Source organism: Pseudomonas sp. LTGT-11-2Z (assembly GCF_003691445.1).
Classification (GTDB): Bacteria; Pseudomonadota; Gammaproteobacteria; order Pseudomonadales; family Pseudomonadaceae; genus Aquipseudomonas; species Aquipseudomonas monteilii.
Genome location: NZ_CP033104.1, coordinates 1,606,264 through 1,627,572, shown reverse-complemented (window position 1 = coordinate 1,627,572; position 21,309 = coordinate 1,606,264). Strand labels below are relative to the sequence as shown.

The 21,309-nt window shown below is 59.5% G+C and carries 22 protein-coding genes and 1 pseudogene; 22 read left to right on the top strand and 1 reads right to left on the bottom strand.

Annotated features, from left to right (window positions below; translation table 11 throughout):
- Positions 1–42 precede the first annotated feature (42 nt).
- The gene (locus D8767_RS07520; protein WP_031324274.1) at positions 43–2,292 is read left to right on the top strand and encodes a DEAD/DEAH box helicase; all 2,250 of its coding nucleotides are present in this window, start codon (positions 43–45) and stop codon (positions 2,290–2,292) included.
- A gap of 322 nt (positions 2,293–2,614) precedes the next feature.
- Here the strand turns inward: D8767_RS07520 and D8767_RS29115 are convergent, their stop codons facing one another.
- Positions 2,615–3,070, bottom strand: coding sequence for a glyoxalase superfamily protein (locus tag D8767_RS29115; RefSeq protein WP_023660738.1), 456 nt, complete (start codon positions 3,068–3,070; stop codon positions 2,615–2,617).
- Between the two features lie 254 nt (positions 3,071–3,324).
- Between D8767_RS29115 and D8767_RS29110 the strand changes: the two are divergent.
- The 21 genes and pseudogenes from D8767_RS29110 to D8767_RS07405 form a co-directional block, all read left to right on the top strand.
- Positions 3,325–3,549, top strand: a pseudogene (locus tag D8767_RS29110) (DUF4113 domain-containing protein); the annotation flags it as partial.
- A 936-nt stretch (positions 3,550–4,485) separates the two neighbouring features.
- Positions 4,486–5,184, top strand: a complete 699-nt coding sequence (locus D8767_RS07505) for a hypothetical protein (protein WP_031324277.1) — start codon at positions 4,486–4,488, stop codon at positions 5,182–5,184.
- A gap of 10 nt (positions 5,185–5,194) precedes the next feature.
- Entirely contained in the window at positions 5,195–5,953 is a 759-nt protein-coding gene (locus D8767_RS07500; RefSeq protein WP_055985437.1) for a TIGR03759 family integrating conjugative element protein, read from the top strand.
- Positions 5,938–6,498 (top strand): hypothetical protein, encoded by a 561-nt coding sequence (locus D8767_RS07495; protein WP_060546191.1) that lies wholly within the window; start codon positions 5,938–5,940, stop codon positions 6,496–6,498. Before D8767_RS07500 ends, D8767_RS07495 begins: the two co-directional genes overlap by 16 nt.
- A gap of 50 nt (positions 6,499–6,548) precedes the next feature.
- Entirely contained in the window at positions 6,549–7,025 is a 477-nt protein-coding gene (locus tag D8767_RS07490) for an integrating conjugative element protein (RefSeq protein WP_031324279.1), read from the top strand.
- 35 nt (positions 7,026–7,060) lie between these two features.
- The gene (locus D8767_RS07485) at positions 7,061–7,282 is read left to right on the top strand and encodes a hypothetical protein (RefSeq protein ID WP_009402022.1); all 222 of its coding nucleotides are present in this window, start codon (positions 7,061–7,063) and stop codon (positions 7,280–7,282) included.
- A 1-nt stretch (position 7,283) separates the two neighbouring features.
- Entirely contained in the window at positions 7,284–9,500 is a 2,217-nt protein-coding gene (gene traD, locus D8767_RS07480) for a type IV conjugative transfer system coupling protein TraD (RefSeq protein WP_023660741.1), read from the top strand.
- Positions 9,501–9,510: 10 nt separating this feature from the next.
- Positions 9,511–10,260, top strand: a complete 750-nt coding sequence (locus tag D8767_RS07475) for a TIGR03747 family integrating conjugative element membrane protein (RefSeq protein ID WP_023660742.1) — start codon at positions 9,511–9,513, stop codon at positions 10,258–10,260.
- An 11-nt stretch (positions 10,261–10,271) separates the two neighbouring features.
- Positions 10,272–11,741: a UvrD-helicase domain-containing protein gene (locus D8767_RS07470; RefSeq protein ID WP_023660743.1), complete on the top strand. Its 1,470-nt coding sequence runs from the start codon at positions 10,272–10,274 to the stop codon at positions 11,739–11,741.
- A gap of 18 nt (positions 11,742–11,759) precedes the next feature.
- Positions 11,760–12,083, top strand: coding sequence for a hypothetical protein (locus D8767_RS07465; protein WP_023660744.1), 324 nt, complete (start codon positions 11,760–11,762; stop codon positions 12,081–12,083).
- 520 nt (positions 12,084–12,603) lie between these two features.
- Complete coding sequence (locus tag D8767_RS07455; protein WP_028690570.1) at positions 12,604–12,921, top strand: RAQPRD family integrative conjugative element protein; 318 nt, start codon at positions 12,604–12,606, stop codon at positions 12,919–12,921.
- 2 nt (positions 12,922–12,923) lie between these two features.
- A complete protein-coding gene (locus D8767_RS07450; RefSeq protein WP_023660746.1) occupies positions 12,924–13,157 on the top strand; it encodes a TIGR03758 family integrating conjugative element protein in 234 nt (77 codons plus the stop codon).
- Positions 13,158–13,217: 60 nt separating this feature from the next.
- On the top strand, positions 13,218–13,523 hold the full coding sequence (locus D8767_RS07445; RefSeq protein ID WP_225624753.1) for a TIGR03745 family integrating conjugative element membrane protein: 306 nt from the start codon (positions 13,218–13,220) through the stop codon (positions 13,521–13,523).
- A gap of 13 nt (positions 13,524–13,536) precedes the next feature.
- Positions 13,537–13,920 carry a TIGR03750 family conjugal transfer protein gene (locus tag D8767_RS07440; RefSeq protein WP_023660748.1) on the top strand — a complete coding sequence of 128 codons (384 nt, stop codon included), beginning with the start codon at positions 13,537–13,539 and terminating at the stop codon, positions 13,918–13,920.
- Positions 13,921–13,928: 8 nt separating this feature from the next.
- The gene (locus D8767_RS07435) at positions 13,929–14,579 is read left to right on the top strand and encodes a PFL_4703 family integrating conjugative element protein (RefSeq protein ID WP_023660749.1); all 651 of its coding nucleotides are present in this window, start codon (positions 13,929–13,931) and stop codon (positions 14,577–14,579) included.
- The gene (locus D8767_RS07430) at positions 14,576–15,469 is read left to right on the top strand and encodes a TIGR03749 family integrating conjugative element protein (RefSeq protein WP_023660750.1); all 894 of its coding nucleotides are present in this window, start codon (positions 14,576–14,578) and stop codon (positions 15,467–15,469) included. Before D8767_RS07435 ends, D8767_RS07430 begins: the two co-directional genes overlap by 4 nt.
- Entirely contained in the window at positions 15,450–16,949 is a 1,500-nt protein-coding gene (locus D8767_RS07425) for a TIGR03752 family integrating conjugative element protein (protein WP_023660751.1), read from the top strand. The genes D8767_RS07430 and D8767_RS07425 overlap by 20 nt, the downstream gene beginning before the upstream one ends.
- Positions 16,927–17,376: a TIGR03751 family conjugal transfer lipoprotein gene (locus D8767_RS07420; protein ID WP_023660752.1), complete on the top strand. Its 450-nt coding sequence runs from the start codon at positions 16,927–16,929 to the stop codon at positions 17,374–17,376. The genes D8767_RS07425 and D8767_RS07420 overlap by 23 nt, the downstream gene beginning before the upstream one ends.
- The gene (locus D8767_RS07415; RefSeq protein ID WP_225624740.1) at positions 17,376–20,369 is read left to right on the top strand and encodes a conjugative transfer ATPase; all 2,994 of its coding nucleotides are present in this window, start codon (positions 17,376–17,378) and stop codon (positions 20,367–20,369) included. Before D8767_RS07420 ends, D8767_RS07415 begins: the two co-directional genes overlap by 1 nt.
- Positions 20,366–20,671 carry a hypothetical protein gene (locus tag D8767_RS07410; RefSeq protein ID WP_023660753.1) on the top strand — a complete coding sequence of 102 codons (306 nt, stop codon included), beginning with the start codon at positions 20,366–20,368 and terminating at the stop codon, positions 20,669–20,671. Before D8767_RS07415 ends, D8767_RS07410 begins: the two co-directional genes overlap by 4 nt.
- Positions 20,664–21,308: a thioredoxin domain-containing protein gene (locus D8767_RS07405; RefSeq protein WP_023660754.1), complete on the top strand. Its 645-nt coding sequence runs from the start codon at positions 20,664–20,666 to the stop codon at positions 21,306–21,308. Before D8767_RS07410 ends, D8767_RS07405 begins: the two co-directional genes overlap by 8 nt.
- Position 21,309: the final 1 nt, after the last annotated feature.

Below are 21,309 nucleotides of genomic sequence, written 5' to 3'. Positions count from 1 at the left end.
CTGGGGTTTGTGCATGCCCTGCTTTCCCTGCAGGAGATGCACATGAACGCACTGACCCAAGCAGCCGCCTCGGCCAACTCCCCACTGAATATCAACCTGACGGCTTTCATCGACGAATTTGGCGATGAGCTACTGGAGTCGCTCAACCGCTCCAACCCTCCGGTTTATACCGGCAGCATTAACGAACAGCGCCAGGCCGTGATGGCAAGTCTCAAGCGCACGCCATTCGTGGCGCAAGCTGAGGTTGTCCAAGCCATCACGGCGCTTCTGCTCGATCGCAACGAGCAAGCTGCGATCATCAACGCCGAGATGGGTACCGGGAAGACGATGATGGCCATCGCAGTCGCTGCCGTGCTCCACGCGGCAGGCTACCGTCGAACCCTCGTCATCTCACCACCCCACCTTGTCTACAAGTGGCGGCGCGAGATCCTGGAGACCACACCAGGCGCCCGCGTCTGGGTGCTCAACGGCCCGGACACGTTGGTCAAACTGCTTAAGCTGCGTGACCAGGCGGGGCAAACCTATGACGGCCGGCCGGAGTTCTTCATCCTCGGCCGCGTCAGGATGCGGATGGGTTTCCACTGGCGACTCGCCTGCTGGAAGCGGCGCACTGCAGGTGGCCAGCGGCTGGCGGCATGTCCAGATTGCGGCCAGGTCCTCGAGGACCTGGAAGGCAACCTGGTCACCGTGGAAGAGTTCGAGCGCGGTGATCGCCGTCGCAACTGCAGTGCCTGCAACGCTGCCCTCTGGACGCTTATGCGCCCAGGCAAAGCTGATGGTGGGGACCGACGCTCGACAATCCTGAAGTCGATGTGCCGGATACCAACGATCGGCCCGGTCCGGGCGGAACGGCTGCTGAACGACTTCGGCGAGGACTTCCTGGCCTCGATGCTGGTCGACAACGTCTCAGAGTTCATCAACTTGATGGACGCGAAAGGCAACTTCGTCTTCAGCGACCGTCAGGCCAAGCGCATGGAGCGGGCGATGGCCAACATCGAGTTTGGATTCGGCGAAGGCGGATACCAGCCGACAGAGTTCATCAAGCGCTACCTACCCGATGGTTTCTTCGACCTGCTGGTTGTCGACGAAGGGCATGAATACAAGAACAGCGGTTCGGCCCAGGGCCAGGCCATGGGGGTGTTGGCCGCGAAGGCGCGTAAAACCGTGCTTCTCACCGGGACCTTGATGGGCGGCTACGCCGACGACCTGTTCTACCTCCTGTTCCGCATTCTCACCCAGCGCATGATCGAGGACGGCTACCGACCCAACGCACGCGGCAGTATGGCTCCTGCAGCCATGTCGTTCATGCGCGATCACGGAGTCCTCAAGGACATCTACACCGAGCGCGATGGCGATTCGCACAAGACTGCCAAGGGCAAGAAGCTGTCGGTACGCACCGTGAAGGCCCCAGGCTTCGGCCCTAAAGGCATCCACCGGTTCGTGCTGCCATTCACCGTGTTCCTGAAGCTCAAGGATATCGGTGGCAACGTGCTGCCCAGCTACCAGGAGGAGTTCATCGACGTGCCCATGGCGCCGGAGCAGGCCTCGGCCTACCAGCGCTTGGCGGCCACGTTGACCGCTGAGCTCCGCCAGGCCCTGGCCCGGAGAGACACCACTCTTCTGGGAGTGGTGCTCAACGTGCTACTGGCCTGGCCGGACTGCTGCTTCCGATCGGAGATGGTCAAACATCCGCGCACTCGAGACACGCTGGCCTTTGTGCCGGCGCTCTTCGGCGACCATGAACTGATGCCCAAGGAGCAGGCGCTGCTGAACCTTTGCCTCGAGGAGAAAGCGAAAGGCCGCAAGGTCCTTGCATATACCGTCTACAGCGGGACGCGCGACACCACGTCCAGGCTGAAGAAGGTCCTCGAGCAGGCAGGCCTTCGCGTTGCGGTACTGCGGGCCACGGTTGAAACGGCTCGGCGCGAGGACTGGATCCTCGACCAGGTTGACCGTGGTGTCGACGTGCTGCTCACCAACCCGGAGCTGGTTAAGACCGGGCTGGACCTGCTGGACTTCCCAACCATCGCGTTCCTGCAGACCGGGTACAACGTGTACACCCTACAGCAGGCCGCGCGGCGGTCGTGGAGGATCGGGCAGAAACACCCGGTCCGCGTAGTGTTCTTCGGCTACGCCGGCAGCTCGCAGATCACCTGCCTGCAGTTGATGGCCAAGAAGATCGCAGTGGCCCAGAGCACTTCGGGCGATGTGCCGGAATCCGGACTCGACTCGTTAAACCAAGATGGAGATTCGGTAGAGATGGCTCTCGCACGACAACTGATTGCTGCATAACTTAAGGCCACCTTCAGGTGGCCTCTTTTAATCTAGTTCCCTCAAACCTTCTTGTAGCTGCTAAATGGTGGCAGCTGGACCTTCTGACCGGACGCCGGATCAATCCATACAGGCTCCATATATCCCTCAAAACCTTTAAAGAGAAGGACAATGACCTGTCCATCTGGGAGCGCGAACTGATATTTGTTACCTTCTGTGAAGCTTGCCATGAAAGACCCTTATAATAATTGGTGAAGGTTTTAGTATGAGGAAGAACACTCAGCCCCCGCTAATTAGAGGCCACGCATGCCTTTACTTCCGCTTCAAAACACTTAGATAGCATCTAATCTTCTGCGTTCGCAGCCACAAAGGCGGGCGCGATGATCATACGGTCCAGAGGCTTATCATGTCTCCACTCCTTACCCGCCCCCTCGATCCAGCCCTTCAACATGGCAGCCGTAATCGGCGCGGGCCCTCGCATCGCATGCATGATCACAGCAGCACAGTGATGGTAGCCGCGCCTGTAAGTGCCTTCCCTCTGCACTTCGGCTGGCCCAAGGTCTGCACCAGGCTGCATGCCTCCATTCAAAATGGCTTCTAATGACAAATTAAGATGTTGGGGATCTTTCAGGAGCGCGGAATGTTCTTTTTCGGCCGCTGAAGCCGTGTTCCAATCTCGATGTCCATGCATGACAGCAACCGCTTCGAGAACCTGGCTATGGCTGAGAGGAACGTTATTTGCTGCTAGGTGGGTGCGCAGGCGCTTGGCCTGTGACTTCAGCGCTTCAATCTTGGTCATGATGTGTTCTCAATATACCGGCTCGCATCGCGTGTCGGACCCTCCTTTGCGACCTGCCGGTGAGAATCACCATTAGGGGGTAAAACCTTGCTTTCACCATGCCAATTCGGCGGAGGGGGCAGGCAGCAAGTGGCCCGGTCCTAAGCCTATTTCAGCCACAATTGATTATCAAGTCTTATAACGGGCTAAGGCTTATCCCTCTACTTCGGCGGAGAGCGAGGGCTGGGCTTGGGCATTACCGCGATATCTCCTTGCTACGGCAACCGGGTGAGTTCACTGACGATCTCTTCGCGGCAACGCAACCAGTTGCCTGCGATCGCCTGATGTCGGTAATGGATGGCATAAACCAGCGGTACGGCAAAGGCACACTGAGATCTGCCAACGTTCCAAGAAGCCCTGAGTGGGGTATGCGTCGGGAACTGCTGAGTCAGTCGTTTACGACCCGGTTAGATCAGCTATGGCGGGTTTACTGCAGATGAGGGTGGCGCGCCAGGCATTGGCCATGCTCTGTCTTAATGCAAAAAGCCCCGCCCTGGCGAACCAGAACGGGGCTTCCCCATTAATTAGAACCAGTCTTCATAATGGTCCCGCAGGAACTCGTACAGCTTGAAAGCTCTGTAACCATTCCAAACGAGGTCCCACAAACGTCCAAATTTAGACATTTCGGCCTCCTAAGTAGGTAAGGCCGAACCTCCAGCGCTTTTTCCAGAACACATAGCGCCTTCGAGTTACCGTTGATGGTCCCTGTGAGGTGGCCGGTTGAGAACCCCCGGATGGTCATCTGGCGCGGGTTCCTACGCCGCGTCTGGGGGATGAAACTGTTGCGTAACTGGCCACCTGCTTCGGGCAACGTGAGTGCAGGCAGCGCCATAATAGCTGCAAATCTGGCATTGTGCGATCATGGGCGGAAGCAGTCAGCTTTCAGCCAAGCCGAAAAGCGGATCGGTTTTCAGGCCACCGAAAACGGTCGGTACGTTCGTCGCATGCCAAAACGCAATCCCAATCGGACCACCACCATTTGCAAATCGTAATTTACGAACGTAAACTGAACGCACGTTGATGGTCCCTGTGAGGACTCGCAATTCAGCCCCCTAATCTGGATTGCACAAAAACCGCCTTCCCTAAAGGCGGTTTTTTTTTGCCTGCTGGAAAGTGAATCCAGTGTAACCCCCAGATGGCTGGTTCTAAACATTCGTGGCAATCGTTCACTGGCCGTCAGCCGAGAAAACCGTTTGTCCAGCACGCTCGTCCTGAGCGACCTGGGCTGCAAAGGTGGGTTTGCAGTCGCGGCGCTCGCCAGCAGATGGCGGGCCCTTTGGCATCGATCAATAAATTCCACACGGTCGGGCTAAGTATTTTCTGCTGAAACAGCATCATGGATGCGCGAGGGTGTACTCGGCTTCGAGAGGACACCCATGAAACTGCCGATCCGAAAATATCTGCCCATCGCCGCAGGACTGCTCATCCTGGGCGGCATCATCGCGTTCCAGCAATACCAGCTGTCGACCCTGTCTCGCGCTGTGAACGGAGCAGCAGAGAAAATTTCCATCGACGCACTCCAGAGCAGGGTGAGCGCGATCGACGATCGTCTCGACACTGTGTCAGGCAAACCCCTGGTCACGATGGAAGACTTCCGTGTTAGCCAGCAAACACTCTCGAGCCGGATCGATGCTGTGCAAGCCACGGCAAAGCAGGCCCACGAAGCTGCAGTTGAAGCCACTCGCTCATCCGCGACTGCGGGCGATCTCCTGGTACTGAAAGCCGACCTTGAGTCACTTGACGGCAAAGTGCAGAAAATGAGCAGGCCACAGGCCCAGGCAACTGCACCAGCTCCTAAAGCCTCCACTTCCAAACCGAAGGCGAAGCCCGCACCGGTTAAAGCCACGCCCATCCCGCAAGAGCCTCCACCATTTCAGATGGTCGGTCTCGAATACCGGGGCGGCGAGCGCTTTCTATCTGTTGCCCCCACCGGTAGCACGCGACTGAGCCAGATCTACCTGCTTCGGCCAGGCGAAGTGGTCAGTGGCAGCACCTGGCGACTCAAGGCTGTAGATGAACGAACTGCAACCTTCGACGCCGGCGGCACAACCCGAACCCTGAGCATCCAGCCATGAGAAAAGCATCATGAATCTACCAATCGTTCGAGCCATCGCCTGCGCCTGCGCATTTACTGCTGCGGGCATTGAGGCCGCGCCGCTTCCTTCCGCTGTAGGAGGAGGCGCCCCCAGTGTTCAACAGCTCACCAGCGAAAGCATCCTGTCGCAGGACAAGCTTCATGATAAAGCAGCGCAGGAGTGGGGCCTGACCTCCAAGGAATACGAGCGATATCAAGAAGTGATGCAAGGGCCTCGGGGGGTGTATTCGCCGGGGCTTGACCCGCTCACTGCACTCGGAATCGAAGCTCGATCGGATAGTGAGCGGCGCCGGTTTGCCGAGCTCCAGGTTCAGGCAGAGCGTCAACGAGTCGACAGGGAGCTCGCCTACCAGCGAGCCTACGATGAGGCGTACCAGCGTCTGTTCCCGGGCATCAATGCCATTGAGATTTCGGCCTCCCCTTCGACCCGGGCCGGGTCCGGGAGCGGCCCAGCTCTGGAAGGTAACGGGCGAATGGCACTCTTCGTCAAAGACGACTGCCTGCCCTGCATCGACCAGGTCAAACGCCTGCAGGCGTCCCAGACACCGTTTGACCTCTATTTCGTCGGCAGCCAGAACGACGATGAACGAATTCGCCGCTGGGCAATCCTCGCGGGTGTTGACCCGTCCAGTGTTAAAAGCCGACTGATCACACTCAATCATGACCAGGGCCGTTGGATTCGCCTCGGTCTCGGCGGCTCGCTGCCAGCGGCCGTGACGCAGGTGAACGGATCATGGCGCCGTCAATGAGTTGGTGGCAGCTCTGCCTGCTGCCGGTGCTACTGTTCGCCGGCAATGCGTGGGGCGTGGAAGATCCGCCACCAGCTTACAAGGCGATCGCCATCAGGCACGGGGTTCCACCGGTCGTGCTCTATTCAGTGGCGCTGCAGGAGAGCGGCACCCGCCTTCGGGGTCAGCTTGTGCCCTGGCCGTGGACGTTGAATGTCGCGGGCACCGGCTATCGCTTCGCCACCCGCGCAGATGCTTGCCGAGCGCTGTTGGTCGCAATTGCGACCGCTGGGCCCGCTCGAGTCGACGTGGGACTGGGGCAAACCAATATTCGCTCGAACGGGCATCGCTACAGCTTTCCCTGCGAAGGCCTGGACCCCTACAAGAACTTGGCGTTGACCGCCCAGATCCTGGCTGAGCAAAAGGCCAAGGGCGGAACCTGGATCGATGCTGCCGGGCGGTATCACCGCCCGGCCGGCGGCGCGCCGGCGGCAAAGTACCGAGGCTACTTCGCGAAACATCTCAGCCGGGTCACCGGCATCAATTTCGAGGTACGGACCCCATGACATATCCCCACGCCTGGCGGTCACACGTCTTGCAAGCCCTAGCCTTCGCGATGGTGACCAGCCTGGCCCTACCCACCAATGCTGACCAGCAAGCGGTGCTCACAGTAGTAGAGGACCGCGGCGGAGCATCCGCATTGCTCTACTACCAGGACATTGAGCCCGAGCCTGCGCACGCTCCCCCAGTTGTGACTGGTGTCAGGGCTGGAGGGGCTTTCCCGGTGTTGACTCCAGAACTGAGCCCGGGCCCAGTACAGGGACGGGTCATCAATGCAGCTGGTCTGCAGCCGATGTTCATCGTCGGGGATGATCCAATGTCGCAGGCCTGGCTCAAGCAGAAACTGCCGGCACTTCAAGGCCTGCAGGCAGTGGGACTCGCCGTGAATGTTGGCAACGCGGCACGACTGCAAGAGATCCGCCGCTGGGCTCCCGGGTTGCAAGTGATGCCCGTTCCTGCCAGCGATATTGCTGGTCGCTTGGGGCTGCAGCACTACCCGGTGCTGATCACAGCCACAACCCTTCAGCAGTGAGACCCGGTATGCGCCCAACACGACCTGTATCGCCGGTGTTCACGCTGATCATCAGCCATCCCCTGCACCGACCCGGCCGCGAGCAAATGATCGAGCAGGTCCGCCACGTGAGCGAGCTCTACGGTGCGCGCTTAACCGGGATCTCCGAGTTCAACGAACACGCATTCGCCCAGCGCCTGGCCGAACGGCTGACTCCGGACCAGGTCGAGGCAGCACGCGCTGAAGCCGACGCCCTGACCTACACCTCGAGGACGTGAGATGGCGACATATACCCTTGAATCTCTGCTCCGCCCCCCGGTAGAACTATTCACCACTGCCGTCTGCTATGTAGCGGCTGCACTCTGCATTGGCGCACCCTGGGCTTTTGCCCTGACACCGCTGTTCGGGATTGTCGCCGCCCTGGGCTTTATCTACCTGGGCACCATTCGGCTCCTGCAGGCGCGGAGGGTCCTACGCTACCAGGCGAATTTACGGCGGCTTCCCCACTACACCATGACCAGCGCTGAAATGCCGATCAGCAATGAGCGCCTGTTCATCGGTCGTGGATTCCGGTGGACACAGAAGCACACGCAACGCCTGGCCGACACCTACCTTCCCCAGTTCGCGGCCTACGTCGAGCCGACGAACCTCTATATACGTGCGCGCTGGCTGGAAGAACGTCTGGAGTTCGCCCCCTTTCCACTGAAGCTCATCACCAAGGTCACTGGCTGGGACTCCAACTGGAACCCCGCCAGGCCGCTGCCACCCGTGGGTGGCCTGCCCAGGCTGCATGGAATCGAGCCTGATGAGCAGAACGTTAGCCTGCCTCTCGGTGAGCGCGTGGGCCACACATTGGTGCTGGGAACCACACGGGTAGGCAAGACTCGCCTGGCTGAGGTCTTCATCACGCAGGACATTCGCCGAACGCATCGACGCGGGCCGCGAGTCCGTATGGGGCGCCGGAGCCAAACTTCCCATCGCTGGAGCCGGCGCCGGCGTGCAGACGCACAGGCCGACCACGAGGTTGTGATCGTCTTCGACCCGAAAGGTGATGCGGATCTGCTCAAGCGCATGTACATCGAATGCAAGCGCGCCGGACGCCTCGACGAGTTTTATGTGTTCCACCTGGGCTGGCCGGACATTTCCGCGCGCTACAACGCCATCGGCCGCTTTGGTCGGATCAGCGAGGTCGCCACCCGTATCGCTGGCCAGCTCTCCGGCGAGGGCAACTCTGCTGCGTTCCGGGAGTTCGCCTGGCGATTCGTCAACATCATCGCGCAGTCGTTGGTCGCCCTCGGCCGCCGTCCTGACTACGAACAGATCCGCCGGCACGTCATCAACATCGACGAGCTATTCATCGAATACGCCCAGAAGTACTTCGCAGAACATGATCCGAAGGCCTGGCAAGCCATCGTTGAAGTTGAAGGCAAGATCGATCGGAAGAACCTGTCATTCGCCATGAAGGACCGTCCGCTGCGCGTCGTGGCGATCGACATGTACTTGACCCAGAAACGCATCAACGACTCCGTCATGGATGGCCTGCGAAGTGCCGTGCGCTACGACAAGACCTACTTCGACAAAATCGTCGCATCCCTGCTGCCGCTCCTGGAGAAACTCACCACTGGTCGTATCGCTGAGCTACTCGCGCCCGACTACCTGGATCTCGCTGACCAGCGACCGATTTTCGACTGGATGCAAGTGATTCGGAAACGCGCGGTCGTATACATCGGCCTCGATGCGCTGTCCGACACTGAGGTCGCTGCGGCGGTGGGCAACTCGATGTTCAGCGACCTGGTCTCCGTCGCCGGCCACATTTACAAGCATGGCATCGATGATGGTCTGCCGGGCCATATGGCCGGTGGCAAGGTTCGCATCAACCTCCACGCTGACGAGTTCAACGAACTGATCGGGGACGAGTTCATCCCCATGGTGAACAAAGCCGGCGGCGCGGGCATGCAGGTCACCGCCTACACCCAGACCATGAGCGACATCGAGGCGAAGATTGGCTCGAAAGCCAAGGCCGGCCAGGTGATCGGTAACTTCAACAACCTGTTCATGTTGCGCGTCCGTGAAACCGCAACCGCCGAGCTGCTGACCAACCAGCTGCCCAAGGTGCAGATTTACAACAGCACCCCGGCGAGCAGTGCGAACGACTCGGTCAACGGGAAAACAGCATTCACCTCGAGCTCACATGACCAAGTGCAACTGGCGAGCGTGCCGATGATTGAGCCCGCCCACGTGGTCGGGCTTCCCAAGGGGCAGGCCTTCGCGCTCATTGAGGGTGGAAACCTCTGGAAGGTCCGCATGCCGCTTCCCGCGAACGACCCCGACGAGGTCATGCCCGGCAATCTGCAGGACCTGGCCGCAGGCATGCGACGTTCGGCGGCGTCCTCAAGCGACTGGTGGGAAGCCCCGGGCTATCAGGAACTGAAATCTGCGTTACCCGAAGACCTGGTTGAAGATTTCCGTCAGGTGGCCACCGATGACGCAGCTTGAGGTGTAGGCCATGGCAGACGACGTTTCAAAGAAGGCCGAACAGCAGCAGGAGCGACAGGAATCGCTGTTCAGCAAGATCTTCTGGTTCCCGTTCAACTTTCTCGGAGTGATGTTCGGCTCGCTGCTCGTCGCCATCTTGGTCGACTGGGTATGCCTGTACTTCTTCTGGCCAGAAGCTGGATGGCGACACGGTCAGCAAATGCTGGTCAGCGAGGTCAGCTGGTTATCCAAAGGCTTGGTCCACAGTGCCATCGTCCAAGAGCCGGGACGCACTGCGACATGGCTGGTCACCGAAGCTTATGACTGGCTGATCGTGAAGACCGGGATGCTCAGCTGGGTCCAGGGTATGGAGTCGATAGCCCACGCCGGGCCCCGCAACGAGATGGACATGCGCTACTGGGCCGCGCAAAGCGTCACAACGGTCCAGAACTATGTGCTTGCCGCTCTCTTCACCGTTCTGGTGTTTTGCGTCCGCTTGGTCGTGCTGCTGATGACCATACCGCTGTTCGCCATGGCGGCACTGACGGGTCTGGTCGACGGCCTGGTGCGCCGAGATCTGCGCAAATTCGGCGCTGGCCGCGAATCCAGTTACCTCTATCACAAGGCCCGCGCAACGATCATGCCGTTGGCTATTTTCCCCTGGACCTTCTACTTGGCACTCCCGATCAGCATCAGTCCCATGCTGGTACTGCTCCCCTGCGCCGCCCTGCTCGGTGTGTCCGTGAGCATCACGGCCGCGAGCTTCAAGAAGTATTTGTGAGGAAGAGCACGATGCAATGGACCCACGAACAGTCGCCGATCATCCAGTCGGAGGCTCCGAAACTCCTCATCCAGGCCGGCGCCGGCAGTGGAAAGACCACCACGCTGGTGGGATACGCTCAACATCACTCCCGACTGCGGATTCTCTATCTCTGCTACAACAAGTCGGTGGAGATCGCCGCACGGGGACGCTTCCCGCGCAACGTGGTGAACAAAACCGCACACGGCCTGGCCTACGCCGTCTATGGCACACAGTTCAGCCATAAGCAGACCAACAACTTGCGACTGACCGACATCGCCCGAGCGATCGATACGCAGGACTGGGAGTTGGTTAGAGACGTGCTGACCACCCTCAACAACTACATGGCCAGCGCCGACGATCTTATCGAACGCTGCCACTTTCCGCGGTTCCGTGACCGGCCGATGCTTACGTCCGCCCAGGAGCGCTACCTGAAGCAAGCGCTCGCAGCAGCGATGGGCATCTGGAAGCGAATGACTGACCTGCAGGACACAGCGGTGCAGATCACTCATGACGGTTACCTGAAGCTGTACCAGTTGAGCAAACCCGATCTGAGCCAGCGCTTCGACTGTGTTCTGCTCGATGAGGGGCAGGACGTAAACCCCGTGATCGCAGACATTGTGCGCATTCAGAACATTCGCAAGGTGGCAGTGGGTGATCGTCATCAGCAGATCTATCGCTTTCGAGGCGCGGAAGATGCTCTCAACGCCAGCTGGATGGCCGGGGCTGAGAAGCACTACCTGACCCAGAGCTTCAGGTTTGGGCCGGCAGTCGCCCATGTCGCCAACATCATCCTGTCCTACAAGGGAGAAACCAGGAAGCTGCAGGGACTGGGCGAGAAGACATTGGTGAAGAAAGCGCTGCCGGCTGGACTGCCGCACAGGACGTACATTCATCGAACCGTCATTGGGGTGATTGAAAACGCTCTGTGCCTGGTCACCGAGAAGCCCAAGATCTACTGGGTTGGCGGCATCGACAGCTACTCAGTGCGCGACCTCGAGGACCTGTTCTATTTCAGTCGACAGCAGCGCGACCTGGTCCAGAACAAAAAACTGCTCCGTGACTACCGGGACTATGCCCAGTACGTAGAAATCGCCGAGGTGAGCCAGGACAGCGAGATGATCCGCTCGATCAAGATCATCAACATGTATCCGGATCTGCCCCAGCGAATCTTGGCTCTACGCTCATGCACGGTGGATAAGGAGCTTGACGCAACTATTACGTTGACCTCTGCCCACAAGTCGAAAGGCCTGGAGTGGGATTTTGTCGGGCTCTTCGACGACTTCACGTCAGACCCGCTCTCACCGGATATCGATCCAGGCCGACGAGATGATGAGCTGAACCTTCTGTATGTGGCCGTCACCCGAGCGATGAAGATCTTGGCGATCAACAGTCTGGTGCTGTCCATTATGGAACGCTACGTCGACGCGCTCGCCCCCGGGGCACGTCAAGCGCGCGGCTGATTAAGTAAAGGAGGAACCATGAGCAAGAAATTCGAACACCGCGCTGAGTTTGTCGCTATCCCATTCAAGAACACGACTAGCGGCGCATGGATCTTCAAGAGCACTGAGCAGACGTTGGAACCCGATGTTGTGTCTCTCTTGTCCGAAGACGAGCCGCTGCAGACGAAGATGCTCGAGCTCGGCGCCGATGGCTGGGAACTCGTCAGCACGCAGCCAGTGTGCCGAGGGGAGATCAAGATGGGCAATCAAAATGCCCAGGCCTGGTCCTACGGATTTCCCATGCCGGTCGGATATCTGCTCTTTTTCAAGCGCGAGGCCGGGAACAGCGAGTTACCAGCCTGACCCATCCGTTGCCTAGCCTTCATGATCGTAACCAGGGAGAAGGGCCAACATGGCATTGGCTCTTCTGACCATCTCGATCAACTCGGACGAGCTAACTGCCCGACTGTGCTGCAACATCTCAGCGGCCAGGACCGCTTTATCGTAGCAACCCTCATCTCGGAAATGCACACCGAGAAAGTCCGAGACCCAAGTATCAAACGCCGGCGAATAAGTTTTTTGCTGCGGCATACGACTCCCCACAGATCAGTATTCCAGTACACCAACTCCCTGGCTTGACTCCGGCTCATCGTAATCGATGCAGTGGGCTCAGGCCGAACTGGGCTGATCAACTGCCTTATCGAGACAGGTTAATTGTACGGTTTCAAACCCTGATTGGCCTCGAGAAAAAATTCTACGGCCCCCAGATAAGTATTTCTTGAGGCGCCCCCCCACCTGGTCTCGGCATTCTGACATCCACAGTCAGTCGTCCCAGAGCCCAGCCGTGAACAAGCCATCCCTCCTCCTTGTATCTCCTCGCCGAATCCTGCTTGGCGCGCTGATCAGCGTCAGCGGCGGCTTTTCACTAATACCAAGCGCTCAGGCGGCCGGTGCATCAGAACAGGCCAACATCGAGGTGATGATCCGCCAGCTGAACGCGCTGGAGGACTCAGCGCGCCGCAGCGCCACGATCGCCAGCGAACCTGGCCAGCGCTACTACTTCGACTATGAACGTCTGGCCGGCGATATCCAGCGCGTTCGCCAGGGCCTGCAAGAGTACCTGACCCCAAGTCGCGCACAGCCGCGGGATCCGGCAGAGCTGGCGGGAAAATACACCCTCACCGGCGGGCGGATGCCATGAGCATGAGCGGCACTCAAGTCGCAGCTTTCAACGCTGCCAGCGGCATCACACCGCAGGCCAGCACCGTGCTGTTCGTAGGCACCGTCATCGCACTGTCGACCCTTTGGGGTGCCTGGGCGCTGTACAGCATCTACCGGGGCTGGGCGACCCAGAACATCGACAGAAACATTGCAGCCGCGTCGACCGTCAAGGTCATCGTCCTCCTGCTGATCCTATCCACACTCGTTCTCAGCTAGCCAAGGAGCTAACCGATGTCTATCCGCACCATCACCAAGTCACTCACCGGCGCCGCCGCAATGATCATGGGTCTGCACCCAGTCATTGCCGCTGCCGCCTTACCAGGAGCACAAGCCCCCACACGCGGCGAGGGAACGAGCTGGCTGCAAACCATCCAGAACTACGGTTACGACGGTTTCATGCTTATCGGGCTGTTTCTGCTCGGAGGCATGATGGTGGGGGTCGCCTCCCATGCCTACGGCGTTTACCACGATATCCATGAGGGCAAGAAAAAGTGGCGAGACCTGGGGCTCACCGCCGTTGTCGGGATCTGTCTGATCGGCGTTGGCATCTTCATGGTCACCAAAGCTACCGGCGTCCTCTAACTGGTGATGCGACATGGCTGAGACCACTTACCTGAAGGATGGAACGCTCGACTTCCTCCCCCACAACCTGAATAGGCAGCCCATCGTCATGGGCGGCCTCACTGCTGATGAAATGTGGGGAACGGTCGGTGTTTGTGGGGGGGTCGGAGTGATTCTGGGCATCCCTGTGTCGTTCTTGTTCGGCAACCCAGCTCTTTTCATCGCTTGCGCTCTTGTAGGTGGAGCTCTGGGCTTGACCGTGGCAAGCCGAATCCTCCGGAAGATGAAGCGCGGCCGGCCGGACACATGGTTTTACCGCCAGCTCCAGTTCTATAAGGCTCAACACCTCCCCTTCCTCGGTGGCCCCCAGTTGGTCACCCGGAAGGGTGCGTGGACATGCCGTCGTACAGGAAAGTAGGGATCTTCATGAGTTTTCGAAAACGAGTGGATGCTCAGCAGGCACACATCCTTAGCTTGCGAATCGCGGTCATTGTGCTGGGCGCAGTCAGTCTTTTTGCGTTCTACGGCTGGCACAAAGCCCCCGAAGACCTGACCGTGCATGTGCCGCCGGACCTCCGCTCCGGCAGCACTCGCAAATGGTGGGAAGTGCCGCCTGAGAACGTGTACGCCTTCGGGTTCTATATCTTCCAGCAGATGCAGCGCTGGGAGAAGAATGGGGACGACGACTACCAGGACAACATCGAACGCCTGGCCTCCTACGTTACCCCTGGTTGCAAGGAATACTTGAAGAAAGACTACGAGATGCGCCGTAACGCCGGTGAGCTGCGTCGCCGTGAGCGGAACGTCTCAGAAATCCCGGGTCACGGGCTGACCGACCCTGGCGTGCTGCGCGTAGAAGAAATCGGGATCAACGATTGGACAGTCAACCTGGATCTGCTCGCTGACGAGTCGGTGAACGGGGAGCGGGTCAAGCGCGCCATGACCCGCTACCCATTGTCCATTGTCCGTGCCGACGTCAACCCAGAGAAAAATCCATTCGGGTTGATGTGGAACTGCTACGCATCCAACCCACAACGCATCGAGGTCGATCTGCAAGCCACCGGGGTGAAGCCATGAATCTGCGCGCCTGGCTTCTTGCTCTGGGCCTCTTCGCAGTTGCCGATGTGAAAGCGGTAGAGCTACTGCAGTGGGACCGTATCCCCATGGCAATCCCGCTGATTGTAGGGCAAGAGCGCATTGTGTTCGTCGACCAAAACGTGCGCGTTGGGATGCCTCCCCAGCTTGTCGGCATGCTGCGCATCCAGAGCACCGGTGGCGCGGTCTACCTCTTGGCCAGCCAAGAAATTCCACCGACTCGGCTCCAGCTGCAGAACGTGGCCACCGGCGAGATCATGCTGGTGGATATTGCCGCAACACCGGCGGCAGAGGGCCAAGCCAAGCTCGAGCCCGCCAAGATCGTCGCCGGTGCGGCCCCTTCCACCTACTACGGCGATACCACCTCAGCACGAACTTCGACAAAGCGATCCGCGACGTCGGAGGAAGAAGAGGATGTTCCACCGCCCCCCCGCCATGAGACTCCAGCGCCGGTGGCCCTGACCCGCTATGCGGCACAAATGCTGTACGCCCCACTTCGCACCGTTGAGCCTGTCGCCGGCATCAGCCAGGTGCGTGTTGACCGGGCCCTGGATCTGAGCACTTTGTTGCCGGTATTGCCCGTGGAGGCATCAATCCTGGGGGCTTGGCGCCTCGACAACAGTTACGTCACTGCGGTCAAGCTGAGGAACCTGAGCGCCCAGCAGCTGACGATGAATGCCACAGAGCTGATGGGTAACTTCACCACAGCGACATTCCAGCACCCGTACCTTGGGGCTCGCGGAAACGCCAGCGATACCACCACGCTTTACCTGGTCACCCAGAGCAAAGGGCTGAAAGAGGCTCTGCTGCCGTCCTCGGTCAGCCAAATTGATCCGAAAGCAGGAGGGCGCCGTGGGCAGTCTGAAAAGTAATCCACTCCTCAAGTACCTGCTCATTCCGGTGCTGATCGTCGTGCTCATCATCCTGTTCAAGGGCGGGAGTAAAAAAGAAGAGGTGAAGGCTCCTGAAGATGAGCCGATCATCATCGGCGGCGACACCGCGCGCAAGCTAGGGGTGGACGGGGATACCCCGGCCGACACTCTCCGCACAGTGGTCGCTGAAAGTCGGGAGGTGAAAGACCAGATCGCGAAGGTGCTGACCGACAACAAAGAACTCAAGGACCAGAACGCAGAGCTCCAGCTCCGGCTTTCGCGCATAGATCAGAATGTCGACAGCAAGCTGAATGATGCGAAGGGCGAGCTGCAGGAGCAGGTTAAAAACCAGAGCCTGGGCCTACTGGACCAGTTCCAGCGTCAGTTGGATAACCTGTCGCAGAACCCCAATGCCGCTGGGCAAGACCTGCCTATCGGGCTTGGCGTGCAACCTGGTGACGGCGCAGGCTTCGACAAGGGTACGAAGTCCAATGGCCTCGTGTGGGTCGAGCCGACCGACGCCACTGCAGTGGACGCCAGCGGTAAGCCACTTCAGCCCGGCTCCCCCCAGGCAGCCAGCGGCTTCAATTTTCCCACCAGCTTTGGCAGCACCCTGGACAAAGGCCAGACCGTTCTCAACGCAACGGCGCAGAACGTCGGTGCTGAGATGTCTCCCCAGGATGCCCGCAAGCAAGTGCGCAAAGCCTATACCCTGCCTCAGAACTCGACCCTGATGGGGTCGGTAGCCATGTCGGCGCTCATTGGCCGCGTCCCGATCGATGGAACAGTCAATGACCCCTTCCCATTTAAGGTTTTGATCGGTCCGGACAACCTAACCGCCAACGGCATTGATCTCCCTGACGTCGTCGGCGCCGTCGCCAGTGGGACCGCATCGGGCGACTGGACATTGTCCTGCGTGCGCGGACAAGTACGGAGCCTGACCTTCGTGTTCGCCGACGGCACGGTTCGATCGTTCCCTGCCCCGGCCGAGGAAGCAAATGGCAGCCAGAACAACAATCAGAACAGCAGCAACGGGAATGGGCAGCCTGCGATCCAGGGCGGGCTCGGCTGGATTAGCGATTCCTACGGCATCCCCTGCATCTCGGGCGACCGCCGATCAAACGCTAAGGAGTATTTGACCAACCAATCCCTGGTGACGGCCGCGGGCGCCGGCATCGCCAAACTGTTGAAGGCCGATGAGCAAAATAGCTCAACATCCTTCAGCAGCGGAGGAACGTCATTCGGGACCACGGGCTCCTCGGGGAACTCAGCCATGGGCGCGATTCTCACCGGCGGCGTCAGCGACATCCGCTCCTGGATGAACAAGCTCTACGGCGAAGCCTTCGCCGCCGTGTACGTCCAGCCCGGGGCGAAGGTCGCCGTCCACTTGGACCAGCAGCTCGCCATCGACTACGAGATCAAAGGCCGCAAGGTCGATTACAACTCCGGAGCCAACCATGTATCTGCAAACTTGGACTAAGCCCCACCTGCAGGCCGGGGCCTGGCTCGTGCTCACCCTCCTTCTAGGCGGATGCACGACTGACAAAGACGAGCTGCTCCCCCACGGGGAAGCCAACATGATGGACGTGTGGCAACACGGAACGTCTGGAGGAAGCTCTGGCAGCTCCAACAGCAGAATGCTGCTGGATGCTCGCCAGGAACTTCGCCGGCCGCTTGATGAGGCGCAGGTGGTTCGCCAACAGACAGGTGCTGACGCCTTCACTCGCACGCCCCAGAACGAGATTTACAGCCAGTTCAAGCGCCTGCCGAATCCTGACCTGGTGATGTACGTGTTCCCGCACCTGGCTGGTACGGATCCGGTTCCAGTCCCGGGTTACACCACGGTGTTCCCGATGTATCAACGCGTGCAGTACGCCATGCCAGGCGAGCGTACGGAGGAGTACTGATGCAGTTCATCAGCAAATTGCTGGGCAAAGGCTCTGCAATGCCCATCGAGCCCGTGCTCGGCCAGACAGCGACCGAACACGAGCCAATCGACGACCGTCCCACAACGGTTAGTACAGCCATCAACGAGGAGCACCGCCTAGCTGCGAATGACCGGTACATCGCCCGCCTGGAGTCGATGGGCATCCCTTCCCCTATCGACTGGCAAAACCCTAAACGTCGGCCGGCTACGAAAGCTGACGTGTCGCGCATGTACGAGGTCAACCCGTCGTTCGTGGACATGCTGCCATGGGCCGAATATCTGCCCGAGGAAGAAGCCATGCTCCTCGAGGATGGCATTTCCAGGGCGGCGTTTTTCGAGTTGGTCCCGATTGGGACCGAGGGGCGCTCCGACGACTGGCTTCAACAAGCTCGCGATGCGTTGCAAGGCGTCCTACAAGACAGTTTTGACGAGCTGGAGAGCTCGCACTGGGTCGTTCAGCTTTACGCCCAGGACGAGACGGACTGGGGTGACTACCTGCAGAAACTCCAGGCCTACGTTCAGCCCCGGGCTGACAACACAGACTTCACCAGGTTATATCTCGCGCTGTTCCGCCACCACCTTGAATCCATCTCCAAGCCCGGTGGGCTGTTCGTCGACACGGCCGTCAGCAACCTTCCGTGGCGTGGGCAGACCCGGAAAGTCCGCCTGGTGGTGTACCGCCGGGTAAAGAAACAGGACCTCGTGGTTCGCGGTCAGGAGCCTGCCGCATACCTCAAAGCAATCTGCGATCGCCTCAAGGGATCCCTGGCCAACGCCGGCGTTACAACCAAACGCATGGATGGCCACGCTATCAAGCGCTGGCTCGTGGGTTGGTTCAATCCACACCCAGATCATCTGGGCACGACCGATAGCGATATCCGTCGATTCTACGACACGGTCTGCCAACCACCACGCGAGCTCGACGAGGGTGAACTGCCGGTGGCCAGCGGTACCGACTTTTCGGAGAATTTGTTCTTCCGAGAACCGCGCTCGGATGTCGACAGCGGCCTTTGGTCGTTCGACGGCATGCCGCACCGAGTTGTGATCCTCGATCGCCTGAAAAATGCCCCCCTTACCGGGCACCTGACCGGTGAGACCAAGCAGTCAGACTCATTGAACTCGCTGTTCGACCGCCTGCCTGAGGATACCGTGCTGTGTATCACCATGGTGCCGACCCCGCAGGATCTGCTGGAAGGGCATCTTGAACAACTCTCCAGGAAGGCCATCGGCGACACCCAGGCATCCAGCCACACCCGGGATGACGTTCAAACGGCACGGTCCATCCTCGGGCGTAAGCACAAGCTCTACAGGGGCAGTGTTGCTTTCTTCCTGCGTGGGCAGGATAAGGACGTGCTCGGGGAGCGCACGACCAGCTTGTGCAACATCCTGCTCGGCGCCGGCATGCAGCCAGTCCAGCCACAGGACGAGGTAGCGCCCCTGAACAGCTACCTACGGTGGTTACCCTGCAATTTCGACCCGAATGAAAACCGCGCTCTGGACTGGTACACCCAGCTGATGTTCACCCAGCACATCGCGAACCTGGCGCCGGTATGGGGGCGTTCCACTGGCACAGGCAACCCAGGTTTCACGCTCTCCAACAGGGGGGGAGCGGCGCTGACCTTCGACCCGTTGAACAAGCTCGATCGCCAGATGAACGCGCACCTGTTCTTGTTTGGTCCCACCGGCGCGGGTAAGTCCGCAACAGCCAACTACCTGATCATGCAAGCCATCGCACTGTACCGCCCAAGGTTCTTCATCATCGAGGCCGGCAACAGCTTCGGCCTGCTGGGGGATTTCGCCAAGCGGCTCGGTTTGACCGTCAACCGAGTGCGGCTCGCCCCAGGCAGCGGCGTGAGCCTTGCCCCGTTCGTAGACGCGGTGCAACTCGTCAAAAACAAGGACCAGGTCAAGGTCCTGAATGCGGCGGACGTGGATGCTTCCGATCAACACCTCGCCGACGCCCTGGCGGGGCTCGAGGACGACCAGCGGGATATCTTGGGCGAACTTGAGATCACTGCCCGACTGATGATCACAGGCGGCGAGTCCAAGGAAGATGCTCGGCTCACTCGGGCTGACCGCAGTGCTATCCGCCAGTGCATCCTCAACGCGGCCGAGCTGTGTGTCAGCAAGAACCGGCCAGTGCTCACTGAAGATATCAGCGCAGCACTCCAAGCGATGGCCAGCAACGACAAGCTCCCTGAAAGCCGGCGCAACCGACTCATGGAGATGGCCGAAGCCATGGGGATGTTCACCATGGGTACGGAAGCCGAGATGTTCAACCGTCCTGGTACCGCCTGGCCGGAAGCTGACATCACGATCGTAGACTTGGCTACTTACGCGCGTGAGGGCTATCAGGCCCAGATGGCCATCGCCTATATCTCACTGCTGAACACCATCAACAACATCGCAGAGCGTGACCAGTTCAAAGGTCGACCACTGATTGCCTTCACCGACGAAGGCCACATTCCATTGAAGGTCCCACTGCTCTCCCCGTACTCGGTCAAGATCACCAAGATGTGGCGAAAACTGGGTGCCTGGTACTGGATGGCGACCCAAAACGTCGACGACATCCCCCCAGAAGCATCGGCGCTGCTGAACATGATCGAGTGGTGGATCTGCCTGAACATGCCACCAGACGAGGTGGAGAAGATCGCGCGCTTCCGTGAACTCACGCCGGCACAGAAGACGATGATGCTCTCGGCAAGGAAGGAGAACGGCAAATTCACCGAGGGCATCGTCCTGGCCAAGCGGATCGAGATGCTGTTCCGGGTAGTGCCGCCCAGCTTATGCCTCGCCTTGGCCATGACCGAGCCAGAAGAAAAGCGGCAACGTTATGAAACCATGCAAGCGCTCGGCTGCGATGAATTACATGCCGCGCTGCAGGTGGCAGCAGACCTGGACCGCAAGCGCGGTATCACCCCTTTCCCCATCACCTTTCCCGAACAAAAGAAGGCCGTGGAGCGCGTGGCATGAGAGTCATGAATACCCTGACCCAGAACATCATTGATAACCTGACCCAGCTGCTCAAAGACCCCGGGCACGACACACTCCAGTCGCTGTCGGTTTGCGCACCAGTGCTCATTGACGAGCTGCAACAGATCAAAAATAACGCCCTCGATCGTCGCGACATCATTCCCCTGGTTCAGTCCGTGTTGGATGAGTGGCTGAAGCAGCATCCTCAACCGGAGGGGGCAATCCAGGATCTCCAAGTTGCGTTGCAGAATCTCGGCCGGCCTGGAGCCAATCCTGGTGAGTTAGGGGGGAAGCATGCCTAAGCTTAGGCTCAACCTCATCTTGTTTATTGTCATGGTGATCGCAGGCGTAGGTGTCTGCTGGCAGCTCGCGACGAGTTCGAATACCAGAAGCCCCGATGAGACCTGGTACTTCGGCCCCACGAATGCCAGGTGGGTAATCACTGAGTATGCAGACCTCGAATGCCCTTATTGCAGGGCATACACCCCGCAACTGAAGCACTGGGTGAGCGGGCAAGAGAACGTGAAGCTCGCGTGGCACCATTTCCCCCTCGATATCCATGGAGTTGCCGCACAATCGGAGGCGCGACTCGTTCAATGCGCAGGGTACTTAGGGGGGGCAGCGGTATTCTGGCAGGCGATCGAACTGGTTCTGCTGCGCACACGGGGTGATGGACAAGGACTCGCAGGGGAACTGGAGGTGCCCGGTGTGTCCACCGAGGCTCTTTCCAGTTGCGCTAGAGCAAACATGGACATCCGTGGGGTTGTAGACAAACAACTGGCTGTGGCCAAGAGCCGCGGCATTGCCGCTACCCCTACGATCGAGGTCACCGACAGTTTGACGGGGCACAGCATGCGCCTGGAGGGCCCCGTGGACAGCGCCGCGCTGTTGTCGGTCATCGATGCCCTCGCCGCCCAGGCCCCACTGCGCAAGGACTAGG

What these genes read in the sequence shown, in the direction of transcription:
- D8767_RS07405 (WP_023660754.1), top strand. Translation starts at nt 20,664, where the DNA reads ATGCCTAAGCTTAGGCTCAACCTCATCTTGTTTATTGTCATGGTGATC.
- D8767_RS07445 (WP_225624753.1), top strand. Translation starts at nt 13,218, where the DNA reads ATGATCATGGGTCTGCACCCAGTCATTGCCGCTGCCGCCTTACCAGGA.
- D8767_RS07440 (WP_023660748.1), top strand. Translation starts at nt 13,537, where the DNA reads ATGGCTGAGACCACTTACCTGAAGGATGGAACGCTCGACTTCCTCCCC.
- D8767_RS07410 (WP_023660753.1), top strand. Translation starts at nt 20,366, where the DNA reads ATGAGAGTCATGAATACCCTGACCCAGAACATCATTGATAACCTGACC.
- D8767_RS29115 (WP_023660738.1), bottom strand. Translation starts at nt 3,070, where the DNA reads ATGACCAAGATTGAAGCGCTGAAGTCACAGGCCAAGCGCCTGCGCACC.
- D8767_RS07475 (WP_023660742.1), top strand. Translation starts at nt 9,511, where the DNA reads ATGGCAGACGACGTTTCAAAGAAGGCCGAACAGCAGCAGGAGCGACAG.
- D8767_RS07420 (WP_023660752.1), top strand. Translation starts at nt 16,927, where the DNA reads ATGTATCTGCAAACTTGGACTAAGCCCCACCTGCAGGCCGGGGCCTGG.
- D8767_RS07495 (WP_060546191.1), top strand. Translation starts at nt 5,938, where the DNA reads ATGGCGCCGTCAATGAGTTGGTGGCAGCTCTGCCTGCTGCCGGTGCTA.
- D8767_RS07450 (WP_023660746.1), top strand. Translation starts at nt 12,924, where the DNA reads ATGAGCGGCACTCAAGTCGCAGCTTTCAACGCTGCCAGCGGCATCACA.
- traD (WP_023660741.1), top strand. Translation starts at nt 7,284, where the DNA reads ATGGCGACATATACCCTTGAATCTCTGCTCCGCCCCCCGGTAGAACTA.
- D8767_RS07430 (WP_023660750.1), top strand. Translation starts at nt 14,576, where the DNA reads ATGAATCTGCGCGCCTGGCTTCTTGCTCTGGGCCTCTTCGCAGTTGCC.
- D8767_RS07490 (WP_031324279.1), top strand. Translation starts at nt 6,549, where the DNA reads ATGGTGACCAGCCTGGCCCTACCCACCAATGCTGACCAGCAAGCGGTG.
- D8767_RS07465 (WP_023660744.1), top strand. Translation starts at nt 11,760, where the DNA reads ATGAGCAAGAAATTCGAACACCGCGCTGAGTTTGTCGCTATCCCATTC.
- D8767_RS07520 (WP_031324274.1), top strand. Translation starts at nt 43, where the DNA reads ATGAACGCACTGACCCAAGCAGCCGCCTCGGCCAACTCCCCACTGAAT.
- D8767_RS07470 (WP_023660743.1), top strand. Translation starts at nt 10,272, where the DNA reads ATGCAATGGACCCACGAACAGTCGCCGATCATCCAGTCGGAGGCTCCG.
- D8767_RS07505 (WP_031324277.1), top strand. Translation starts at nt 4,486, where the DNA reads ATGAAACTGCCGATCCGAAAATATCTGCCCATCGCCGCAGGACTGCTC.
- D8767_RS07500 (WP_055985437.1), top strand. Translation starts at nt 5,195, where the DNA reads ATGAATCTACCAATCGTTCGAGCCATCGCCTGCGCCTGCGCATTTACT.
- D8767_RS07435 (WP_023660749.1), top strand. Translation starts at nt 13,929, where the DNA reads ATGAGTTTTCGAAAACGAGTGGATGCTCAGCAGGCACACATCCTTAGC.
- D8767_RS07415 (WP_225624740.1), top strand. Translation starts at nt 17,376, where the DNA reads ATGCAGTTCATCAGCAAATTGCTGGGCAAAGGCTCTGCAATGCCCATC.